We start from the raw sequence: 19,070 nt of genomic DNA on the forward strand, positions 1-19,070 counted from the left end.
TCGACGCCCTCCCTGACGTATTGGGCAACGCCTTCGTGACGCTGCTTGCTTGTCAGTCGATGGTATTCAATGCAAGGGGGAGGTCAAGGAGACGCTTGGCCAGTACCTTTGGCGCTCCCGGCGCCGCCCGGTCAGTCCATACTGAATGACGACGAGCGCGCCCGACTCGAACGGCGCACGCCACAGCCAGGTTCCGCCGCGATCGAGGCCGCGATGGCGCCTCAGCAGTTGCCCTTCTTCGCCTGCCCCGGCGGGCAGTGGTAGCCGCCGCCATGATGATGGTCGTGGCGGTGATCCCGGTCCTCGCGCTCCCATTCGCGGCGTTCGTGGCGCTCCGCGCGGCGCCAATCGCCCTCGCGCCAGCGCCAGCCGCCATCTGCCTGCACCCATGCGCCGGGCGCGTAGGCGTAGTTCGGTCGCGCACCTTGCCAGCGGCCCTTGCGCCATTTGTAGTCACGGCCGTCCCATTGCCAATGTCCGGGGACCCAGACCTGGCTCGGGCGCGGTGCGGGCATGACTTCGTAGCGTGGCGGGGGCGGGGCCACCTGCACGACACCGGGCAGCGGCACATTGATGTTGACGGATACCTGCGCGCCAGCGGTGATGGCGGCGCCCGACAGGGCTGCGGCAACGACGAATGGGATGGCTTTCAACGTAGGAACTCCTCGGGAAAACGGGATGCGAGGCGACAGTAGCCTGGAGGGCAGTGAGCGCCTCGCGAAAGGGCGCAAGCGTACCCGAAGCGGGCCCTTGACTTTTGCGGCCTCCTCTGCGCAACTTGCCCCCCGGAACTGCACCGCCCGCCCCATAGGCAACCGTCGCGGGCTGTCATACGATGCCTCGCATGGCGCCCCCCTCCGCATCGCGGAATTCCGACTCGGAACGTTTCGGCAAGCCCACCTCGGGCCTGCGGCTGAAGCTCTACACGATCATCTTCGAGGCTGACACGCGGGCCGGCAAGGCCTTCGATGTCGGGTTGATCATCGTCATCCTCACCAGCGTGGCGGCGGTGGTGCTCGACAGCGTGGCCGCCATCCATGCGCGCTTCGCCTTCGAACTGAAGGTGTTCGAGCTGCTCGTGACCGCCGCCTTCACCATCGAATACCTGGTGCGCCTCTATTGCGTGCGGCGGCCGGACCGCTATGCCTTCAGCGTGTTCGGCATCATCGACCTGCTGGCGCTGCTGCCCACCTATCTGGCGGTGCTGGTGCCGGGGCTGCATGCGCTGATCGACGTGCGCGTGCTGCGGCTGCTGCGCGTGTTCCGCGTGTTCAAGCTGACCGAGTACGTGGCGGAGTACGGCGCGCTGGGCCAGGCGCTGGCCGCGTCGCGTCGCAAGATCCTGGTGTTCATGTCCTTCGTGCTGATGGTGGTGGTGGTCATGGGCACGCTGATGTACGTGGTCGAGGGACCGGCGCACGGCTACACCAGCATCCCGGTGGGCGTGTACTGGGCCATCACGACGATGACCACGGTGGGCTTCGGCGACATCGCGCCGCAGACCGGCATCGGCCGGATGATCGCTTCCGTGATGATGCTGCTGGGCTGGGGCACGCTGGCCGTGCCGACCGGCATCGTGAGCGCGGAGTTCACGGTACAGCGCCAGGGCCGCGGCGCACCCGCCACCACCACGCGGACCTGCCACGAATGCCTCAGCGAAGGACATTCGCCGAACGCGCGCTTCTGCAGCGATTGCGGGGCGAAACTGCCGGCCTACCAGCACGATGCGGCCTGATGCCTTGCCTGAGGGCGCTGCAAGCATCGGCTCGCAGGCGCTTGCCGACGCACGACGGCCCCTCTATCCTCGGTGGCCCAACAAACAGGAGACTGACCCGTGATCAAAGTGAGCGTTCTGTACCCCAACAAGCCCGGTGCCCGGTTCGACCACACCTACTACGCCGAGAAGCACATGCCACTGGTCAAGTCGCTCATGGGCGATGCCTGCCTCTACTACACGGTGGACAAGGGCCTGGCCGGTGGGGCACCCGGCGCGCCCCCGCCCTTCGTCGGCATGTGCCACATCTTCTGCAATTCCGTGGAAGCGTTCCAGGCCGGCTTCGGGCCGCACATGAAGCAGATCATGGGCGACGTTCCGAACTACACGGACCTGACGCCGGAGCTGCAGATCAGCGAAGTGGTGGTGGACAAGCCGTAAGTCTGCTGGCTATCGGTGCAGCGGCTGCGCCGCATGCGCCACGCACGTGTGCGCCGTGTGCTGCGGATGCGCATGCAACAGCGCACGCGTGACGCCGTTGGTCCAGCCGAAGCCGTCCTGCAACAGGTATTCGCCACCACCGCCGCCGGTCGACACCTGGTGCTCAACCTGACGCAGCGCGTACTTTTCGACCAGCTTGCCCTCGCGCTCGTAGACCGCCGCCACGGTGGCGAGCCAACGATGCGCGAGGGTGCGTGCGATGTCGTCATGACCGTACGCGTGGAAGCCTCTCATCGCCATCCATTGCAGCGAGGCCCAGCCGTTGGGCTGGTCCCATTGCTGGTCGCTGGTGCATTCGGTGGTGGACAGGCCGCCGGGGGCGAGCAGGCGCTGTTCGACGGTGGCGGCGAGGGCGTCGGCCTGCGACTGATCTGCGAGGCCAGCGAAGAGTGGGGCGACGCAGGCGGCGGTGAGGCAGCTGCGGCGTTCGCCGAGGCGCCAGTCGTGGTCGAAGAAGGCGCCTTGTGATTCGTCCCACATCAACGCGACGACGGCGGTCTTGCGTGCGGCTGCGTGCTTCCTGAATTCGTGCGCTGTGCCGGTATCGCCCGCCTGATGGGCAAGGTCGGCGACCGTCGTCTCCAGCTTGTAGAGGAAGGCGTTGAGGTCGACTGGCACGATGTCGGTGGTGCAGATGCTGACCAGCGAATCCTGCTCCGCCTGCCCATCCTGCGCCTTGTGCGGCGCACCTTCCGCCAGCCAGCGCGTGCTGAAGTCCCATCCCGACTCGGCCGCGGCGCGCAGGTGCCGATACACCTCGCCCGGCTCGCGGCCCGACAGGCGCGCGGTCGTCACGTCTTCCAGCCAGGCTTCCTCGCGCGGCTGGTCACGTTCGTCCCAGTAGCGGTTGAGCACGCTGCCATCGGGCAGCCGCACGACGCGGCGCTCCGCTGAGCCCGGCGCGAGGCCTTCGCTGCCGCGCATCCACCAGGCATGCTCCTGCCGAAGCTGCGGCAGGAAGTCGGTCGCGCTGCATTTTTCGACGCGTTCAGACAGCTCCACCATGAAGGCGAACAGCGGCGGCTGCGAGCGGCCGAGGTAATAGGTGCGCGTGCCGTTCGGCACATGGCCGTAGGTGTCGATGAGGTGCGCGAAGTTGACGACCATGTCGTGCAGCAGGTCGGTGCGCCCGCTCGCCACCAGGCCGATCATCGTGAAGTACGAATCCCAGTAGTACATCTCGCCGAAGCGACCGCCGGGCACGACGTAGGCATGCGGCAGCTGCAGGGACGAGCCGCTCGGCGCGTGCTCCAGCGGCTGGCGCGTGAGCACGGGCCACAGGTCGTCGATGTGGGCGCAGAGGGGTTGACCGGGAACCGAGACGTACTCGCTGCTTGGCGGCAACTGCACCTCGAAATGCTTATCGACGAAAGCCTTGAGGTCGAACCCGTCCGCCTTGCATTGCGCACGGTAGGCCTTGAGGATCTCCTGCGGCTCCTGCAGCGGCGCGCAGTCGACAAAGGTCTTGCTGTCGGCGAACACGCGCGCACCCTGCACCGCCGTGAACAGTTCCTGGTAGCGGTCGGCCGGCGTCAGCGTGTCCGGCGGCGGGCAGGCCGAGGCGCGTGCCGCGGCATGTTGTCGGGAGTGAACCCTCTTGCTCAGACCACCCCCGCGGCGCGCAAGGCCGCGGCCTGTTGCGCGTCCACGCCAAGTTCTGCCAGCACTTCGAAGGTGTGCTGGCCCAGGGCCGGCGGCGCATGCCGCAGCACCGGCGGCGTGGCCGACAGGCGCAGCGGGCTCGCCACGCCGACGATGTTGTGGATGCCATCGCCGGCATCGCGCGGCATCGTCACCGCGAGGCCGCGCGCCTTGACCTGTTCGTCGTCGAAGGCCTGGTCGATGTTGTTGATCGGACCGCAGGGCACAGCCTTGTCTTCGAGCAGCGCGATCCATTCGGCCGTCGTGCGGGTGCGGGTGACGGCTTCCATCTCGGGGATCAGCACTTCGCGGTGTTTCACGCGCAGCGTGTTGGTGGCATAGCGCGGGTCGGTGGCCCAGCCGGGGCGGCCGGCCGCCTCGCAGAAGCGCGCGAACTGGCCGTTGTTGCCGATGGCCAGCAGCATCGCGCCGTCCTTCGTGTGGAAGTCCTGGTACGGCGCGAGGCTCGGATGGCTGTTGCCCTGCCGCTGCGGCGCGACGCCGGTGTTGAGGAAGGCGCTGGCCTGGTTCGCGAGGATCGCCATGCCGACGTCGAGCAATGCCATGTCGATGTGCTGCCCTTCGCCGGTGCGGTGGCGCACCTGCAGCGCTGCCAGGATCGCGCTGCTCGCATAGACGCCGGTGAACAGGTCGGTGAGCGCCACGCCCACGCGCAGCGGGCCGCCGCCAGGCGCGTCGTCGGGGCGGCCGGTGATGCTCATCATGCCGCTGGTCGCCTGGATCATCAGGTCGTAGCCGGCGCGCGAGGCATGCGGGCCGTCATGGCCGAAGCCGGTCACGCTGCAGTAGATGAGGCGCGGGTTGATGGCCTTCAGGCTCTGGTAGTCGAGCCCGTAGGCCTTGAGGCCGCCGGTCTTGAAGTTCTCCACCACGATGTCGCTCTGCGCGGCCATCTGCTTCAACAGCACCTGGCCCTCGGGCGTCGCCATGTCGATGGTGACCGAGCGCTTGTTGCGGTTGCAGGAGGTGAAGTAGGTCGACTGGTTCGTGTCGTGGCCGCTCGAATCCTTGAGGAAGGGCGGGCCCCAGGTGCGCGTGTCGTCCCCGGTGCCGGGCCGCTCGATCTTGACCACGTCCGCGCCCAGGTCCGCGAGGATCTGCGTGCACCATGGGCCCGCGAGCACACGGGAGAGGTCGAGGACCTTGATGCCGTCGAGGGCTGCGGGGGTGGTCATGTTGCTTTGTGGGTTTGAAGTCGGGATCGGGTACCGGCCGCGAAGGACGCAAAGGTTCCGCGAAGGACGCGAAAAACACAAAGAAAATTTTGAAGGATTTCTTTTGCGTCTTTCGCGGAACCTTCGCGTCCTTCGCGTATGGCCAAGTCCGGATTCGCGTCAGTTCGAGAACGCGGCGATCCCCGTGATCGCGCGGCCCAGGATCAGCGCGTGGATGTCGTGCGTGCCTTCATAGGTGTTGACCACTTCGAGGTTCACCAGATGCCGGGCCACGCCGAACTCGTCGCTGATGCCGTTGCCACCCATCATGTCGCGCGCCATGCGGGCGATGTCGAGCGACTTGCCGCAGTTGTTGCGCTTGAGGATCGAGGTGATCTCGACCGAGGCGATGCCCTCGTCCTTCATGCGGCCCAGGCGCAGGCTGCCTTGCAGGCCCAGCGTGATCTCGGTCTGCATGTCGGCCAGCTTCTTCTGGATCAGCTGGTTGGCGGCCAACGGGCGGCCGAACTGCTTGCGGTCCAGCACGTACTGGCGGGCGCGGTGGAAGCAGTCCTCGGCCGCGCCGAGCGCGCCCCAGGAGATGCCGTAGCGTGCGCTGTTGAGGCAGGTGAACGGGCCCTTCAGGCCTTGCACTTCGGGGAAGGCGTTCTCTTCGGGGCAGAACACGCCGTCCATGACGATCTCGCCGGTGATGCTGGCGCGCAGGCCGACCTTGCTGTGGATGGCCGGGGCGCTCAGGCCCTTCATGCCCTTCTCCAGCACGAAGCCGCGGATCTGGCCGACGGCGCCGCTTTCGCTGACTTCCTTGGCCCAGACCACGAACACATCAGCGATCGGCGAATTGCTGATCCACATCTTGCTGCCCGACAGCGAATAGCCGCCCGGCACCTTCTTGGCCCGCGTCGCCATGCTGCCGGGGTCGGAGCCGTGGTCGGGCTCGGTCAGGCCGAAGCAGCCGATCCATTCGCCGGTGGCGAGCTTTGGCAGGTACTTCTGCTTCTGCGCGACGGTGCCGAATTCGTTGATCGGCACCATGACGAGCGAGCTCTGCACGCTGGCCATCGAGCGGTAGCCGGAGTCGACGCGCTCGACTTCGCGGGCGATCAGGCCGTAGCAGACGTAGTTGAGGCCGGGGCCGCCGTATTCCTCGGGGATGGTCGGGCCGAGCAGGCCGAGCGCGCCCATCTCGCGAAAGATCGCCGGGTCGGTGATGCCCGAGCGAAAGCCCTCGACCACGCGCGGCAGCAGGCGCTCCTGGCAATAGGCATTGGCCGCGTCACGCACCATGCGCTCGTCGTCGGTGAGCTGCTGGTCGAGCAACAGGGGGTCGTCCCAGTGGAAGTGGGCTTTGGTGGCCATGGGGGTGTCTCCGAGAAAGGAATAGGGGAAAGCGGGGAAGGAATGCGGTGGATCGTAGCGGGGCATCCAGCGCGGTGCAAACGAGTAATTCGCACCCAGATATGCGATACAGGAATGTCTTGTCACTTGGCGGTGGGCGCAGTCATTGGCGGCATGCGGTTGCCAGTCATACACTGCCGGCATACATGCGCCGCAAGATCCCGCCCCTTCAAACCCTCGTCTGCTTCGACGCCGCGGCACGGCACGAGAGCTACACGCGTGCCGCGCAGGAACTGTCGCTGACGCAAAGCGCGGTGTCGCGCCAGATCGGTGCGCTCGAAGCCTTCCTCGGCGTTGCTCTGTTCCGCCGCACACGCCACGGCGTCGCGCTCACCGCCAGCGGCGCGGCCTACGCGCGGCAGATCACCAAGCGGCTCGAAGCGATGGAGCGCGACACGCTGGACGCGATGTCGCACCAAGGTGAAGGAGGCTCAATTTCGCTGGCGGCCGTGCCGACATTTGCGACGCGCTGGCTGATCCCGCGCCTGCCCGGCTTCGCTGCGCTGCACCCCGACGTGACGGTGCACATCGAGACGCGCACCCGTCCCTTTCTGTTTGCTGATGCCGAGTTCGACGCGGCTCTCTATGCCGGCACGCCCGCGCAGGTAGCGAACTGGGCAGGCACACGGGCGCAGTTGCTGCTCCACGAAGACGTGGTGCCCGTGTGCAGTCCGACGTTGTTGCCACGAGGCAAGGCAGTAACGCCCGCCGCCATCGCCAAGCTGCCGCTACTGCAACAGAGCACTCGCCCAGACATCTGGCGCCAATGGTTCGATGCGCAAGAAGTCGATGCACCCAATGCGCGCGGCGGGCCGCGCTACGAACTGTTCTCGATGCTCGCAGCCGGGGCGGCGCACGGTCTCGGTGTGGCGTTGATGCCGACCATGCTGGTGGCCGATGAACTGGCCCGCGGCGATCTGGTCGTGGCCTGCGCGCGGCCGCTCGCAGGGGAGCGCAATTACTACCTCGTGACAAGCGACCGGGCCGATCCGTCGCCACTGCTGGAGGTTTTCAGTGATTGGATGCTAGCGCTTTGCACATGACATGAACTCGATTCCTATTTCGCGCAATGTGCCACGCGGGAATGGGGCGAGGTCGCGACGGAGTCGATCCCCGGGTGCCGGCGGGCCTCGCTATTACTTTAGAATTAACGCGGCTCATCAGGGAGGGCAGGTACGTCACGCGCAAGGCAGGAGGAAGCCTGGAGCGCGACGAAGTGCGACTCCTCGTTGCGCTTCGTGGCTTGGTAGCCTCGCTCGACACGTCGTGGCGGTGCTACCGGGTTAGTTCAAACGTCATTTCCGGGGTCGAGCGATTCGCCGCCCTGGAAAGTTCGACCTCTTCCTGCCAGGCCGTTTCCGACTCATGTTGAATATCACTCTACGGCAGGCGAGCTTGCTTCTCGTCTTCGCGTTGGCAGGATGTGCCACGGGCTCGCCGACGGTGCCGGATGCATCATCGATGGTGCGCATCTGCGATGCCACCGGATGCTCAGATAGACCGCGTAGCAGCGCCAGCTTCAACCCCTCTGCCGGTGACGATCCCGAGCAGGAGCGCCGTATTGCAGCGCTGGAGCAGTTGGCCGCCCGCGATCCACGTGCGGCCCATGACCTGAGCCTGCGCTTCTTTCGCGGCGATGGCGTGCCCCAGAACACCTATCAGTCGCTGCGATGGATGCGCAAGGCGGCCGAGGCCGGGCAGGTCGTTTCCCAACTCGCATTGGGGCGCTTCTACCTGATGGGCGTGGAAGAAATGGGGTCGGATCCAGCCGAGGCCGAAAAGTGGCTACTGATGGCTGCGGCGCAAGGCAACAAGGAAGCGTCAGCACTTGCCAAGGAGGCCAGCGCCGCGAAGCTGAAAAATCAAGAGGAATATCGGCTCTGGGTTTCCTATCGCCGCTCCGGGTGGTACGGATACTGGGGCTACGGCTATCCGTACTACGGGAGCTGGGGACCGAGCGGCTGGTATTTCCGGTGACAACAAGCTGATTCTTCGCCTTCGAAAAGGCATTCATCACAATCAAAAAAGGGAGATCTCTATGAAGCTTTTTTCTGCATTTGCGTGTCGCGCTGCTTGCCTGGCCAGTGTGCTTGCACTGGCCGGTTGCGCCGGAGGGGGGATGGGAGGAGGCATGGTCAGCACCGGTGGCAGCCCCACAGCGGTCACGGGCGGTGCGGCTGGCAGCACCAGTGCAGGTGCCAATGCAAGTCTGGTTCGTTGCGACGAGCCTCTGGGCACGCTGGCGGTCGATGACGGTCGGGGCAAGGACTGGTACGCCAGCTTCGGCGCTGCTACGCAGATCACCTCCATTGAACCCCTGCTGCGGGTGGCTGTGCAGCAGTCGAACTGCTTCGTGATCACGTCCATTGGCAACAACCGACTTGACAGCAAACTCAGCGGCATCACCGACAAGCAGCGCAATTCTGGCGAATACCGGGCCGGCTCAAACCAGCAAAAGGGCCAACGCGTTGCGGCGGATTATTTCCTGGAGCCCTCCATCGTGATCGACAACGACTCCACCGGGAAAATTGTGGGGTCGGTGGGCGGCCTCCTTCCCGGCAATTTCGGCACCTTGGCGCGTGCCGCTGGTTCGATGGAGAGCAAGGTGTCGGTCGTGACAATGGCTCTGCACGACGTCCGTTCTTCTGTGCAGATCGCAAGTGCGGAAGGCAATGCGTCGGCCACCAGTTTCGGCGCCGCCATGGGGGCTTTGGGGGGGAGCGCCGGGGGCTCACTGGGCGGCTTCTCGCGCACGCCGGCGGGCAAAGCCACGGTTGCCGCGTTCATGGACGCTTACAACAACATGGTGGTGTCTCTTCGCAACTACAAGGCACAGGAGGTCAAAGGTGGCCTGGGGCGAGGTGGACGATTGAAAGTCGGTCAATAGGCGCGTAGCCCGGGCAGGGTTGACCGGAGACTGCAAAAGCAAAACGCCCCGAGGCTCGCGCCTCGGGGCGTTTTGACATGCAGATCAGTGCATCCGATTGTGGAATTTGTACGTGCGCGAAGTAATCTCACGGCTGGCGCTTTAACAGGGCTGCGGAAACACCTCCAAAGCACCCCCTCGGGAGCACGATTTTGGTAGTCACCTACCCCTTGGCATCGTCATGGAATTGCTTGTGGCGCGTTCTATAAATCGGCCCGTCAGCAAGTGCGGCAGCGGGTGTAGTTGTCGGTGAGGAGACCCTCACCGCCGGTGATACGTCGCCGCCCTCTCATAAACCGGCGTAGGAATCCCCTCCATCCGCGCCTTCAACTGCAGCGCCAGGAACTGCGAGTAATGCCGCGACTGATGCAAGTTCCCCCCGTGGATCCACAGGTTGTCGACCTGCGTCGGCTTCCACATGTTGCGCAGTTCCCCTTCCCACGGCCCCGGATCCTTGGTCGTGTCGGAACCCAGCCCCCAGCACTTGCCGACCTTGTCCGCCACCTCGGGTGACACCAGGTCCGCGAGCCAACCGTTCATCGAGCCGTAGCCGGTCGCGTACACCAGCAGGTCGCAGGGCAACTCGGTGCCATCGGTCAGCGTCACCGAGCGTTCGTTGACGCGCGCGATGTTCACGCCGCTCTTCAGCTTGATGCTGCCGTTGGCCACCAGCTCCGACGCACCCACGTCGATGTAGTAGCCCGATCCGCGCCGCAGGTACTTCATGAAGAGCCCCGAGCCGTCGTCGCCGAAGTCGAGCATGAAGCCGGCCTTTTCCAGCCGCGAATACAAATCGGCGTCGCGCTTCTTCATCTCCTCGTACACCGGGATCTGGAAGCCGGCCATGATCTTGTAGGGCACCGACGCGAAGATCAGGTCGGCCTTGTGGTGGTCGATGCCGTTCTTCACCGCCTGCTCGGAGTACAGCCCGCCGAGCGCGAGTTCCATCAGCGAATCCGAGGGCGCGATGTGCGTGGACGAGCGCTGGATCATGGTCACGTCGGCGCCGTTCTCCCACAGCGCGGCGCAGATGTCGTGAGCCGAATTGTTGGAGCCGAGCACCACGCACTTCTTGCCCTTGTAGGCCTCCGGTCCGGGGTGCGCGCTGGAGTGGTGCTGGTCGCCCTTGAAGTTCTCGGCGCCCTCGATCTTGGGCACGTTCGGGTAGCCCGACACGCCGAGCGCAAAGACGAGCTGCTTCGGCCGCAGCACGACCTCCTTGCCGTCGCGCTCGACGGTCACTTCCCATTCCTTCTTCGCCTCGTCGAAGCGCGCCTTCTTCGCCGTGGTGCCGCCCCAGTAGTTGAGCTCCATGACCTTGGTGTACATCTCGAGCCAGTCGCCGATCTTGTCCTTGGGCGAGAACACGGGCCAGTCGTCCGGGAAGGGCAGGTACGGCAGGTGGTCGTACCAGACCGGGTCGTGCAGGCACAGCGACTTGTAGCGCTTGCGCCAGGAGTCGCCGGGCTTGGCATTGCGCTCGACGATGATGGTCGGCACGCCCAGCCGCCGCAGCCGCGCGCCGAGCACGATGCCGCCCTGGCCGCCGCCGATGATCACGACTTCGGGCTGCGTGGTGTAGCCAAGCGATTCCGCTTCTTCCTTGCGCTTTTCGAGCCAGGTCTTGCGGCCCGGCTGCTGGCCGTGTTCCGCGCCCTTGATGCGCTCGCTGCCGGTCTTTTCCTCGTGACCCTTGAGTTGCGTCATGGTGGTGAGCAGCGTCCAGGCCTTGCCCTCGCGCAGGCGCAGGTGGCCGCGTCCGCGGGCCACGCGGGTCTCGAAGGTGAACCATGCGTCGACGATCCCGTCGGCCTCGGTCGCCTCGCCTTCGATGGCGAAGTTCGACGGGGCCACATCGGCCAACCGCGCCTTGAGCATCGCGCGGATGGCGTCAGCGCCTTCCTGCGTGCGGATGTTCCAGGTGAAGGACACCAGGTCGCGCCAGTAGCTGTCGGTCTCGAAGAGGGCGACTGCGGCGTCGATGTCGCCTTTGGCAAGTGCGGCGCCGAAATCGGCGAGCCATGTGGTCGCGGCCTGTGTCGGGTCAACGGTCACTTCGGTCATTGATCATGTCTCCGTAGCGTTGAAAGTCGGCCGGACATGATCTGCCTGCGGGGGCGCGGGTGGGTCCGTGTTAACCCGAAAGTGTTCGACCGTTGGTCGGGACGCGATGGCGCAGGCGGGCGAGTTTCGCTGGGTCGGAAAGGCGCGGTCTTGCGACCTTCAATCGGGTGCGCCCAAGGCACGCTTCTTCAGCTCGGCAGCCACCCTGCGCGTGAGCCTGCGACCGCTGCCAGAACTCAGGCCTTCCTCGATCAACTCGCGCAGGCGGCGCTTTGCCTGTTCCTGTTGGTCGCGCCGATCGACGTGGCTGCGTAGTACTTCCGCGAGGGCGAAGCTCATGGTGTCCTTGCTCATCGCCGAACGATCTTCTTGTCCGCGGTTGTCAAGAGTCATGCGGGGCACTATTCAAGCAACCGATCCGCCCGCACCAGCAGCGATTGCGCAATGACAAGGTTCATCGCCTTCGCCGTCCTCATGTTGATGACCAGTTCGAAGCGGGTCGGTTGCTCGACCGGGATGTCGCCCGGCCGGGCGCCGCGCAGGATCTTGTCGATGAAGGTGGCCGCGCGCCGGTAGTTGTCGACGGAACTGGGCGAGTACGACATCAGTCCGCCGGCCTCGACGTTCTCGGTGTTGGCAAAGATCGCCGGCAGCCGTTGTGCCAGCGCCAGCTCGGCGAGCCGTGCGCGCTGCGTGAAGAACAGGCCGCCCGGCGCAACGACCAAGGCCTCCACCTGGTGGTCGCGTCGGAACGCCGCAAACACCGCCTCCAGTTCCGTCAGGGTGCCCGACTCGACCACTTGCAGCGCGAGCCCCCGCGTGCTTGCCGCTTGCCGGGCGTTCTCGATCGTCGAAGGATTCATGCCGCGCACCGCGCTCACCAGCAAGGCGATGCGCTTCGCGCCCGGCGTCGCCTCCAGCAGGATCTCGAGGTTCTTCCCGATCAACTGGGGACTGAGGCGGCTCAGGCCCGTCACATTGCCGCCGGGGTGCGCCAGGGTTGCGACAAGGCCGAGCGCCACCGGGTCGCTCACGTTGATCGTGACGATCGGCACGTTGCCGGCCACACGCCGCGCGGCAAGTGCGGCCGGGTCGATCGACACCGCCAGCACATCGACTTTCCGCGCCACCAGGTCCCGCGCATTGGCGAGCAGCGCGCTGTCGTCGGTCATCCCGCTTCCGGCGTTGGTCCAGCGGTACTCGATGACCACGTTGCGTCCTTCCTCGTAGCCCAGCGCGTGCAATCCTTCCTGGAACGCCTTGAGCAGGTGCGGTGCGGTGTCCGCCGACGGCCCGAGGTAGCCGATCCGCGACACCTTGCCGGTCGGCTGCGCCCACGCGGCCAACGGCACCATTGCCGGGGCGAAAGCGGAGACCATCAACGCAGCTTCACGGCGATTCATCCGACTCCTCTTCGATCGATGGAAGCGACAAGGGCAGCAGCCGTTTCGATCATGACAGGGTGTAGCCTTGCAGACGCACCCCATTCCGACCGAGGAGCCCATGATGCTTGCCGCCGTGCCCGTTTCCGAACCCCTGCTGCTGCGCGAAGACCGGGACGGCGTTGCAACGCTGCGGCTGAATCGGCCGCGCCAGTTCAATGCGCTGTCGGAGGCCATGCTCGACGCATTGCAACGTGAGATCGGCGAGCTTGCGGCCGACACCAGCGTGCGCTGCGTCGTCCTCGCCGCGGCCGGCAAGGCCTTCTGTGCTGGCCATGACCTGCGGGAGATGCGCGGCCACCCGGAACTGGCGTACTACCAGGCCTTGTTCGCGCGCTGCAGCAAGGTCATGCAGGCCATTCAGTCGCTGCCCGTCCCGGTGATCGCGCGCGTGCAGGGCATCGCAACAGCGGCGGGCTGCCAGCTGGTGGCGAGCTGCGACCTGGCCATCGCCGCCGACACGGCACGCTTCGCCGTCTCCGGCATCAACGTCGGCCTGTTCTGCGCCACGCCGTCGGTCGCGTTGTCGCGCAACGTCTCGACCAAGCGCGCCTTCGACATGCTGTTCACCGGCCGCTTCATCGACGCGGCAACCGCGGCCGACTGGGGCCTCATCAACGAGGCAGTGCCCGAGGCCGAACTCGACGCGGCGGTCGCGCGCAAGGCTGAAGTCATCCTGTCCAGGAGCCCCGCCGCGGTGCGCTACGGCAAGTCGATGTTCTACCGGCAGCGGCAGATGGCGCTCGCCGACGCCTATGCCTTCGCCGGCGACGTGATGGCGCGCAACATGATGGAGGAAGACGCGGGCGAAGGCATCGATGCCTTCCTCGCAAAACGCATTCCGAAATAGCGCCCACCGGCGCATACTGGCGGGCCGTGTTTTTTGCAGGAGCCAGACATGCTCGAGTCTCTGCGAACCGACCCGACCTTCCATCCTTCGCCGCGCCTGGCGATGGAGGCCGAGCCCGAACGCATCGCCTACACCGCGCTGCTCTCGCCCGATGGCTCGCGACCTGATGCACTCGCGGTCGTCGACGTCGACCCGGCCTCCTCCACCTACGGCACCGTGCTGCACCGGCTCGACATGCCGAACAAGGGCGACGAGCTGCATCACTTCGGCTGGAACGCGTGCAGCTCAGCCCTCTCGCCGATGTCGGGCCACGCCTTCCTGAAGCGGCGCTACCTGGTCGTCCCTGGCCTGCGCTCCTCGCGCATCCACATCATCGACACGCACCCCGATCCGGCCAAGCCCACGCTGGTGAAGGTGGTCGAGCCCGCCGAGGTCACGAGCAGGTCCGGCTACTCGCGGCCGCACACGGTGCATTGCGGGCCGGAGGGGCTGTACATCAGCACGGTCGGCGGTGGCGGGCCGGACGGCATGGACGGGCCGCCCGGCGTGTTCCTCATGGATTGCAAGAGCTTCGAGGTCATGGGCAAGTGGGAGATCGACCGCGGCCCGCAGAAGCTCCATTACGACTTCTGGTGGAACCTGCCGCGCGACTACATGGTCTCCAGCGAATGGGCGCTGCCGCCGCAGATCGAGAACGGCATCGTGGCCGAGGACCTGCTGGCCAACCGCTACGGGCACCGACTGCATTTCTGGGAGCTGAGCGCGCGGCGCCATGTGCAGACCATCGACTTGGGCGAGAACCACCAGATGGCGCTCGAGGTGCGCCCGGCGCACGATCCGGCGCGCGAGTACGGCTTCGTCGGCGTGTGCGTCGACACCACCAACCTCGAAGCCTCGATCTGGACCTGGTGGCGCGAGGACGGCAAGTTCCACGCGAAGAAGACGGCCGTGGTGCCGCCGGAGCCGGCCGACCCAGCCGTGCTGCCGCCGCTGCTCAAGGGCTTCGGCGCGGTGCCGCCGCTCATCAGCGACATCGACCTGTCGCTGGACGATCGCTTCCTATATGTCGCCTGTTGGGGCACCGGCGAACTGCGGCAGTACGACGTGACCGACCCGATGAACCCGAAGCTCGCCGGCAGCGTGCGCGTCGGCGGCATCGCGAAACACACGCCACATCCGAACGGCTCGGCCTTCGGCGGCGGCCCGCAGATGACCGAGATCAGCCGCGACGGCAAGCGCGTGTACTTCACCAACTCGCTCTACAGCAAGTGGGATGCGCAGTTCTATCCCGATGGCGTGCCGGGCCGCATGGTCATGTGCAACGTGGGCGCGAATGGCGGCATCGAGCTGGACAAGAAATTCGTGGTCGACTTCGGCGCGGAGTACGGGTCGCATCAGGTGCGGCTGCAGGGCGGCGACTGTTCCACGGACTCGTTCTGCTATTCCTCCGCATGAAAGCACTCGCCCGCCGACCGCGCGATGCGCAACGCGTGATGGACCACTGAGAAGGTGAACGATCCCTCGCTCTCATGGCCGCTGTGGGCCGGCGTGGTGGCGATCGGCATCTACCACGGGCTCAATCCCGCGATGGGTTGGCCGCTGGCCGTGGCCCGCGGGCTGGACCAGAAGCGCGGTGCGGCGGTGTTCGGCAGCTGGATGCCGCTGGGCGCCGGCCATCTGCTCGCGATGGCGATGGTGCTCGTGCCCTTCGCGGTGCTGGCGTGGCTGCTGCAGTGGAGCCGGGAGATCCGCATCGTCGTGGGCGCGGGGGTGCTGCTGTTCGGCATCGCGCAATTGGTGTTGCCGCAACGCCATCGGCGCCTCGCGCGCATCAAGCCGACGCAACTGGCGCTCTGGTCCTTCCTCATGGCCACGGCGCACGGTGCGGCGCTGATGCTGCTGCCGATCCTGATGGGGTTGTGCGATGCACCGGCTGCCACGCCTGCCACGAATCCTTTCGATCATGCGGCGGTGATGGACCTGATGCGCACCAGCCTGGCCACCGCCGTCATCGTGTCGCTGGTGCACACGGCCGCGATGATCGGCTCGGGGCTTTCCGCGGCGTGGGTCGTCTACCGCTACCTCGGCCTGCGCGCGCTGCGCAGCGCGTGGCTGAACCTGGAAAAGGTGTGGGCGCTCGGCCTGATCGCGTCGGGCGGCGCGGCGGTCATGACGGCGATGACTGTCACGTCGTCGATGTGACTTCTGAATGCGGTATCGGGTACCGGACGCAGAGGTCGCGAAAGAAGGCAAAAATCTTCTGGTATTCCTTTTGCGACTTCTGCGAAACCTTTGCGTTTTCTGCGGGGGCCACTCGCCGCCGCTACGGATACGCCCTCACCTTGTCCTGCTCCGCCGGATCATTGCGCGACACGACCGCGCGCGCCGCTTCCGTCGCGCTGAGGTTGATCGCCACGTGCGGCACGCCAGGCGGGATGAACAGGAAGTCGCCGGGCTCGCTGATCACCGACTGCTGGAGCCCCTCGCCATACAGCGTCTGCACGCGCCCCTGCAGTACGTAGATCGCGGTTTCATGGCCTTCATGGAAATGCGGCTGCGAGCGTGCGCCCGGCGGAATCACCACCAGGTGCATCGACAGCCCGCAGGCACCCGCGCTGTGCCCGGAGAAGCCGACGAAATACGGCAGGCCTTGCGCGGTGGCCACTTCGCTGTTCGGGCGAATGGCGGTCACCGACGATGTTGAGATGGACGACATGGCGCTCCTTCCCGGCAACACAAGAACAACAGGCAAATATTGCCAGATCAGCACAGGGAATGCGCCTCCGGCCGTCGCCGTGCAACTCCGCTTGGAATGCCCGACCTCCGCCCTGCTCCCCATAATCCAGGCGAGAGGGGACACATGACTTCACGCGACAGCCGATCCGAATACGAATGGCGCATGCACAAGGTGCTGACGCACATCGACGCGCACCTTGACCAGCCGCTCGAACTGGCCGAGTTGGCCGACGTGGCGCACTTCTCGCCCTTCCACTTTCATCGCCTGTTCGCGGCGTGGATGGACGAGACGCTGGGCGACTATGTACGCCGCCGGCGTGTCGAAGTCGCTGCGCTGCGCTTGCAGACGCAGCCGCGCCTGTCGGTGCTGGAGGCGGCGCTGTCGGTGGGCTTCGGTTCGGGCGAGGCGTTCTCGCGCGCGTTCCGTGCGCGCTTCGGCAGATCGCCCAGCGCCTGGCGCGCAAACCGCAATCCCGATCAGGACGGACTGCCGGACCTTGCGAAGAATGGGCCTTCCATACGTAACACAACGCACGCCAGGGAACCCATGAACGTCCAGATCATCAGCCGCCCGCCCACGCTCATCGCCTACCTGCGCTACATGGGCCCCTTCGGCGCGCCGGTCGGCGCGTTCTGGCAAGAGAAGGTCGCGCCGTGGATTGGCGCCCACAAGCTGTGGAACCGTGCGCGCTACGGCATCAGCTACGACGACCCGAGCATCACGCCGCCCGAGCAGTGCCGCTATGACGCGTGCGTCGAGGTGGATGAAGACTTCACGCCAACCGACGGCTTCCAGAAGACGACGCTGCCCGGTGGCCGTTACGCCGCGTTGGCATATCGCGGCACGCCGGACGGCATCCTCCCGGCATGGAACGCCCTGCTGCGCGACTGGCTGCCGGCCAGCGGTTTCCAGTTCGACCACCGCCCCGCCTTCGAGTACTACCCGGTGGCCAACGCCTACGACCCGGCAACCGGCGCCTTCGAATGCCAGATCTGCATCCCGATCGCGCCGCTGTAGCGGGTGCGCCTGTGCGTCAGCGCCCCGGCCGCAGGTCGCGCAGCGCGATCGCCAGGCAGCCGCCGAAGAACAACGCACCCAAGGCGCCGTTCCACCTGTCGGTGCTGCTGCTCCCCGCCACCACCATCCACAGGCCACCCAACACGAACACCAGGCTCGCCACGGCCAGCGTGGTCATGAGGATCCGCTGGCCCAGGGTGGCGGGCCGTCGCGGCGGGGTGTAGTGGACGGCCGGGCCGGTGAAGCCCAGCCGCTGCGGCAGCAGGTCTAGCGCTTCGTCCGCCTCGCCCGGCGACAAGCGGAACACACGCTTGACCGCGTCGATGCGCAACTGCCGCCAATGGCCCTGGCTGTCCGTCACCGGCACCGCCGCGATGCCGGGCCCCGGAAAGACCACCGGTTCTGTCGTGACCCCGCGGTTGGGCACCTGCACCAGCACCTCCTCGCCCGGTAGCGCGACCACACGCACGGTGTCCCATGGGCCGCCGCGATCGTCGTCGTAGTGCCGGTGCTCCACGCGCAGCATGCCATCGGGCGACAGCGCCACGATCGGATCGTCTTGCGGTGGATCGACGGACATGGCTCTCGCTCAGCGTCGTTGGCTCGCTTCCATCATGGCCGCAGGTTAGCGGCGACTACGCACCCGCGCGATCCTCCGCGTGGCCTATGCCATGCGCTGTGCCTTGCGGGTCCGGCGTCATGCGGCTTCGCCTTCGACCCGTCACCGCGTTGGATCGCCTTGCTGCGCTGCAGAACGGCCGGGGCGCTCCGCCTTGTCCTGCGCTGGATCGCAAGGTCGCATCGGAACCTGGCTGGCACAATCGCCGCGAACCGCACCGTGCCCGGCGTGCATCGCCGACCCTCCATGACCGCGCCCTCCGACGCCATCCTGCACCTGCAAGACCTGGGCTTTGCCTACCCATCGCAGCCTGCGCTCGCAACGCGATGGTCCGCTTCGATCGGCGCCGGGGTCACGCTGCTGTACGGCGACACGGGCAGCGGCAAGTCGACCTTGCTGCGCGTCATCGCCGGCAGGCTGCCGGCCAGGGGGCGCCTGTGCGTCGCGGGCGTGGCGCTGGACGCCTCGCCCGAGGCTTACCGACGCAACGTGTTCTTCGTCGAACCGGACAGCGATGCGTTCGACAAGCAGAAAACAGCGCGCGAAATCACCGCATCCTTGTGCGTCGGCGACACGGACTTCGATGCCAGCCGCTGGCAATCGCTGGTCGATGGTTTCGCCCTGGCGCCCCACATCGACAAGCCGATGTTCATGCTCTCCACCGGCTCCAGGCAAAGGTCTGGCTTGCCGCGGCACTGGCATCAAGCCGCCCGTTGACTTTGCTGGACGAGCCCACGGGCGCACTCGATGCCGCATCGATACGCTGCCTCTGGCGCACGCTGGCTGACGTGTCTCGCGAACCTGGTCGGGCCTTCGTCATTGCCAGCGGCGAGCGAATCGCCAATGTCCCGCTGGCAGCCACCATCGAATTGCCGTTGCAAGCCGAAGCCGGATTCGCGCAGGTGCATTCCGGCGACGAGCGGGCTTGAAACTCGACCTTGCAACTATTTGATTAATTCCATAAA

General features: G+C 66.2%; 20 protein-coding genes. 11 read left to right on the forward strand and 9 right to left on the reverse strand.

All coding sequences use genetic code 11. The features are described from left to right. Positions 1-221 precede the first annotated feature (221 nt). Positions 222-653, reverse strand: coding sequence for a YXWGXW repeat-containing protein (locus tag WKW82_RS00825; RefSeq protein ID WP_340340357.1), 432 nt, complete (start codon positions 651-653; stop codon positions 222-224). A gap of 182 nt (positions 654-835) precedes the next feature. Between WKW82_RS00825 and WKW82_RS00830 the strand changes: the two genes are divergently transcribed. Both WKW82_RS00830 and WKW82_RS00835 read left to right on the forward strand, forming a co-directional pair. Continuing rightward, entirely contained in the window at positions 836-1,735 is a 900-nt protein-coding gene (locus tag WKW82_RS00830; RefSeq protein ID WP_422823384.1) for an ion transporter, read from the forward strand. Positions 1,736-1,834: 99 nt separating this feature from the next. Further along, complete coding sequence (locus WKW82_RS00835) at positions 1,835-2,155, forward strand: EthD family reductase (protein WP_340340359.1); 321 nt, start codon at positions 1,835-1,837, stop codon at positions 2,153-2,155. 9 nt (positions 2,156-2,164) lie between these two features. Here WKW82_RS00835 and treF read toward each other — a convergent pair whose 3' ends face one another. The 3 genes from treF to WKW82_RS00850 all read right to left on the reverse strand — a co-directional run bounded on the left by treF (position 2,165) and on the right by WKW82_RS00850 (position 6,411). Then, positions 2,165-3,820 (reverse strand): alpha,alpha-trehalase TreF, encoded by a 1,656-nt coding sequence (treF, locus tag WKW82_RS00840; RefSeq protein WP_340340911.1) that lies wholly within the window; start codon positions 3,818-3,820, stop codon positions 2,165-2,167. Beyond that, positions 3,817-5,052 (reverse strand): CaiB/BaiF CoA transferase family protein, encoded by a 1,236-nt coding sequence (locus WKW82_RS00845; protein WP_340340360.1) that lies wholly within the window; start codon positions 5,050-5,052, stop codon positions 3,817-3,819. The genes treF and WKW82_RS00845 overlap by 4 nt, the downstream gene beginning before the upstream one ends. A 159-nt stretch (positions 5,053-5,211) precedes the next feature. Beyond that, on the reverse strand, positions 5,212-6,411 hold the full coding sequence (locus WKW82_RS00850; protein WP_340340361.1) for an acyl-CoA dehydrogenase: 1,200 nt from the start codon (positions 6,409-6,411) through the stop codon (positions 5,212-5,214). 185 nt (positions 6,412-6,596) lie between these two features. Between WKW82_RS00850 and WKW82_RS00855 the strand changes: the two genes are divergently transcribed. From WKW82_RS00855 to WKW82_RS00865, 3 genes are all read left to right on the forward strand, one after another. Continuing rightward, positions 6,597-7,493 (forward strand): LysR substrate-binding domain-containing protein, encoded by an 897-nt coding sequence (locus tag WKW82_RS00855; RefSeq protein ID WP_340340362.1) that lies wholly within the window; start codon positions 6,597-6,599, stop codon positions 7,491-7,493. Between the two features lie 322 nt (positions 7,494-7,815). After that, positions 7,816-8,427 (forward strand): tetratricopeptide repeat protein, encoded by a 612-nt coding sequence (locus WKW82_RS00860; RefSeq protein ID WP_340340363.1) that lies wholly within the window; start codon positions 7,816-7,818, stop codon positions 8,425-8,427. Between the two features lie 61 nt (positions 8,428-8,488). Then, positions 8,489-9,337, forward strand: a complete 849-nt coding sequence (locus WKW82_RS00865; protein WP_422823385.1) for a hypothetical protein — start codon at positions 8,489-8,491, stop codon at positions 9,335-9,337. Between the two features lie 300 nt (positions 9,338-9,637). On the opposite strand, the gene WKW82_RS00870 is transcribed toward WKW82_RS00865, so the two are convergent. From WKW82_RS00870 to WKW82_RS00880, 3 genes are all read right to left on the reverse strand, one after another. Next, positions 9,638-11,440 carry an NAD(P)/FAD-dependent oxidoreductase gene (locus WKW82_RS00870; RefSeq protein ID WP_340340364.1) on the reverse strand — a complete coding sequence of 601 codons (1,803 nt, stop codon included), beginning with the start codon at positions 11,438-11,440 and terminating at the stop codon, positions 9,638-9,640. Positions 11,441-11,599: 159 nt separating this feature from the next. Further along, positions 11,600-11,794: a type II toxin-antitoxin system ParD family antitoxin gene (locus WKW82_RS00875; protein ID WP_340340365.1), complete on the reverse strand. Its 195-nt coding sequence runs from the start codon at positions 11,792-11,794 to the stop codon at positions 11,600-11,602. Positions 11,795-11,841: 47 nt separating this feature from the next. Next, positions 11,842-12,843 (reverse strand): ABC transporter substrate-binding protein, encoded by a 1,002-nt coding sequence (locus WKW82_RS00880; RefSeq protein WP_340340366.1) that lies wholly within the window; start codon positions 12,841-12,843, stop codon positions 11,842-11,844. Between the two features lie 103 nt (positions 12,844-12,946). On the opposite strand from WKW82_RS00880, the gene WKW82_RS00885 reads away from it, so the two are divergent. Genes WKW82_RS00885 through WKW82_RS00895 form a run of 3 tightly spaced genes read left to right on the forward strand, consistent with a single transcriptional unit; the run spans position 12,947 to position 15,934 of the window. Then, the gene (locus WKW82_RS00885; RefSeq protein WP_340340367.1) at positions 12,947-13,732 is read left to right on the forward strand and encodes an enoyl-CoA hydratase; all 786 of its coding nucleotides are present in this window, start codon (positions 12,947-12,949) and stop codon (positions 13,730-13,732) included. 48 nt (positions 13,733-13,780) lie between these two features. Next, complete coding sequence (locus WKW82_RS00890) at positions 13,781-15,187, forward strand: selenium-binding protein SBP56-related protein (protein ID WP_340340368.1); 1,407 nt, start codon at positions 13,781-13,783, stop codon at positions 15,185-15,187. 54 nt (positions 15,188-15,241) lie between these two features. Further along, positions 15,242-15,934 carry a hypothetical protein gene (locus WKW82_RS00895; protein ID WP_340340369.1) on the forward strand — a complete coding sequence of 231 codons (693 nt, stop codon included), beginning with the start codon at positions 15,242-15,244 and terminating at the stop codon, positions 15,932-15,934. A gap of 121 nt (positions 15,935-16,055) precedes the next feature. Here the strand turns inward: WKW82_RS00895 and WKW82_RS00900 are convergent, their stop codons facing one another. Further along, on the reverse strand, positions 16,056-16,448 hold the full coding sequence (locus WKW82_RS00900; RefSeq protein ID WP_340340370.1) for a cupin domain-containing protein: 393 nt from the start codon (positions 16,446-16,448) through the stop codon (positions 16,056-16,058). Between the two features lie 144 nt (positions 16,449-16,592). Here WKW82_RS00900 and WKW82_RS00905 point away from each other — a divergent pair, with 144 nt between their 5' ends. Continuing rightward, positions 16,593-17,486 carry an AraC family transcriptional regulator gene (locus WKW82_RS00905; RefSeq protein WP_340340371.1) on the forward strand — a complete coding sequence of 298 codons (894 nt, stop codon included), beginning with the start codon at positions 16,593-16,595 and terminating at the stop codon, positions 17,484-17,486. A 16-nt stretch (positions 17,487-17,502) separates the two neighbouring features. Here WKW82_RS00905 and WKW82_RS00910 read toward each other — a convergent pair whose 3' ends face one another. Continuing rightward, on the reverse strand, positions 17,503-18,066 hold the full coding sequence (locus WKW82_RS00910) for a hypothetical protein (RefSeq protein ID WP_340340372.1): 564 nt from the start codon (positions 18,064-18,066) through the stop codon (positions 17,503-17,505). A 285-nt stretch (positions 18,067-18,351) separates the two neighbouring features. Here WKW82_RS00910 and WKW82_RS00915 point away from each other — a divergent pair, with 285 nt between their 5' ends. Further along, positions 18,352-18,822, forward strand: a complete 471-nt coding sequence (locus WKW82_RS00915) for an ABC transporter ATP-binding protein (RefSeq protein ID WP_340340373.1) — start codon at positions 18,352-18,354, stop codon at positions 18,820-18,822. Continuing rightward, the gene (locus WKW82_RS00920) at positions 18,819-19,034 is read left to right on the forward strand and encodes a hypothetical protein (RefSeq protein ID WP_340340374.1); all 216 of its coding nucleotides are present in this window, start codon (positions 18,819-18,821) and stop codon (positions 19,032-19,034) included. Before WKW82_RS00915 ends, WKW82_RS00920 begins: the two co-directional genes overlap by 4 nt. The last annotated feature ends 36 nt before the right edge of the window (positions 19,035-19,070 follow it).

The sequence above is a fragment of the Variovorax rhizosphaerae genome (genome assembly GCF_037889975.1).
Taxonomy (GTDB): Bacteria; Pseudomonadota; Gammaproteobacteria; order Burkholderiales; family Burkholderiaceae_C; genus Variovorax; species Variovorax rhizosphaerae.

What these genes read in the sequence shown, in the direction of transcription:
- WKW82_RS00830 (WP_422823384.1), top strand. Translation starts at nt 836, where the DNA reads ATGCCTCGCATGGCGCCCCCCTCCGCATCGCGGAATTCCGACTCGGAA.
- WKW82_RS00845 (WP_340340360.1), bottom strand. Translation starts at nt 5,052, where the DNA reads ATGACCACCCCCGCAGCCCTCGACGGCATCAAGGTCCTCGACCTCTCC.
- WKW82_RS00850 (WP_340340361.1), bottom strand. Translation starts at nt 6,411, where the DNA reads ATGGCCACCAAAGCCCACTTCCACTGGGACGACCCCCTGTTGCTCGAC.
- WKW82_RS00855 (WP_340340362.1), top strand. Translation starts at nt 6,597, where the DNA reads ATGCGCCGCAAGATCCCGCCCCTTCAAACCCTCGTCTGCTTCGACGCC.
- WKW82_RS00860 (WP_340340363.1), top strand. Translation starts at nt 7,816, where the DNA reads ATGTTGAATATCACTCTACGGCAGGCGAGCTTGCTTCTCGTCTTCGCG.
- WKW82_RS00865 (WP_422823385.1), top strand. Translation starts at nt 8,489, where the DNA reads ATGAAGCTTTTTTCTGCATTTGCGTGTCGCGCTGCTTGCCTGGCCAGT.
- WKW82_RS00870 (WP_340340364.1), bottom strand. Translation starts at nt 11,440, where the DNA reads ATGACCGAAGTGACCGTTGACCCGACACAGGCCGCGACCACATGGCTC.
- WKW82_RS00875 (WP_340340365.1), bottom strand. Translation starts at nt 11,794, where the DNA reads ATGAGCAAGGACACCATGAGCTTCGCCCTCGCGGAAGTACTACGCAGC.
- WKW82_RS00880 (WP_340340366.1), bottom strand. Translation starts at nt 12,843, where the DNA reads ATGAATCGCCGTGAAGCTGCGTTGATGGTCTCCGCTTTCGCCCCGGCA.
- WKW82_RS00885 (WP_340340367.1), top strand. Translation starts at nt 12,947, where the DNA reads ATGCTTGCCGCCGTGCCCGTTTCCGAACCCCTGCTGCTGCGCGAAGAC.
- WKW82_RS00890 (WP_340340368.1), top strand. Translation starts at nt 13,781, where the DNA reads ATGCTCGAGTCTCTGCGAACCGACCCGACCTTCCATCCTTCGCCGCGC.
- WKW82_RS00900 (WP_340340370.1), bottom strand. Translation starts at nt 16,448, where the DNA reads ATGTCGTCCATCTCAACATCGTCGGTGACCGCCATTCGCCCGAACAGC.
- WKW82_RS00905 (WP_340340371.1), top strand. Translation starts at nt 16,593, where the DNA reads ATGACTTCACGCGACAGCCGATCCGAATACGAATGGCGCATGCACAAG.
- WKW82_RS00910 (WP_340340372.1), bottom strand. Translation starts at nt 18,066, where the DNA reads ATGTCCGTCGATCCACCGCAAGACGATCCGATCGTGGCGCTGTCGCCC.
- WKW82_RS00915 (WP_340340373.1), top strand. Translation starts at nt 18,352, where the DNA reads ATGACCGCGCCCTCCGACGCCATCCTGCACCTGCAAGACCTGGGCTTT.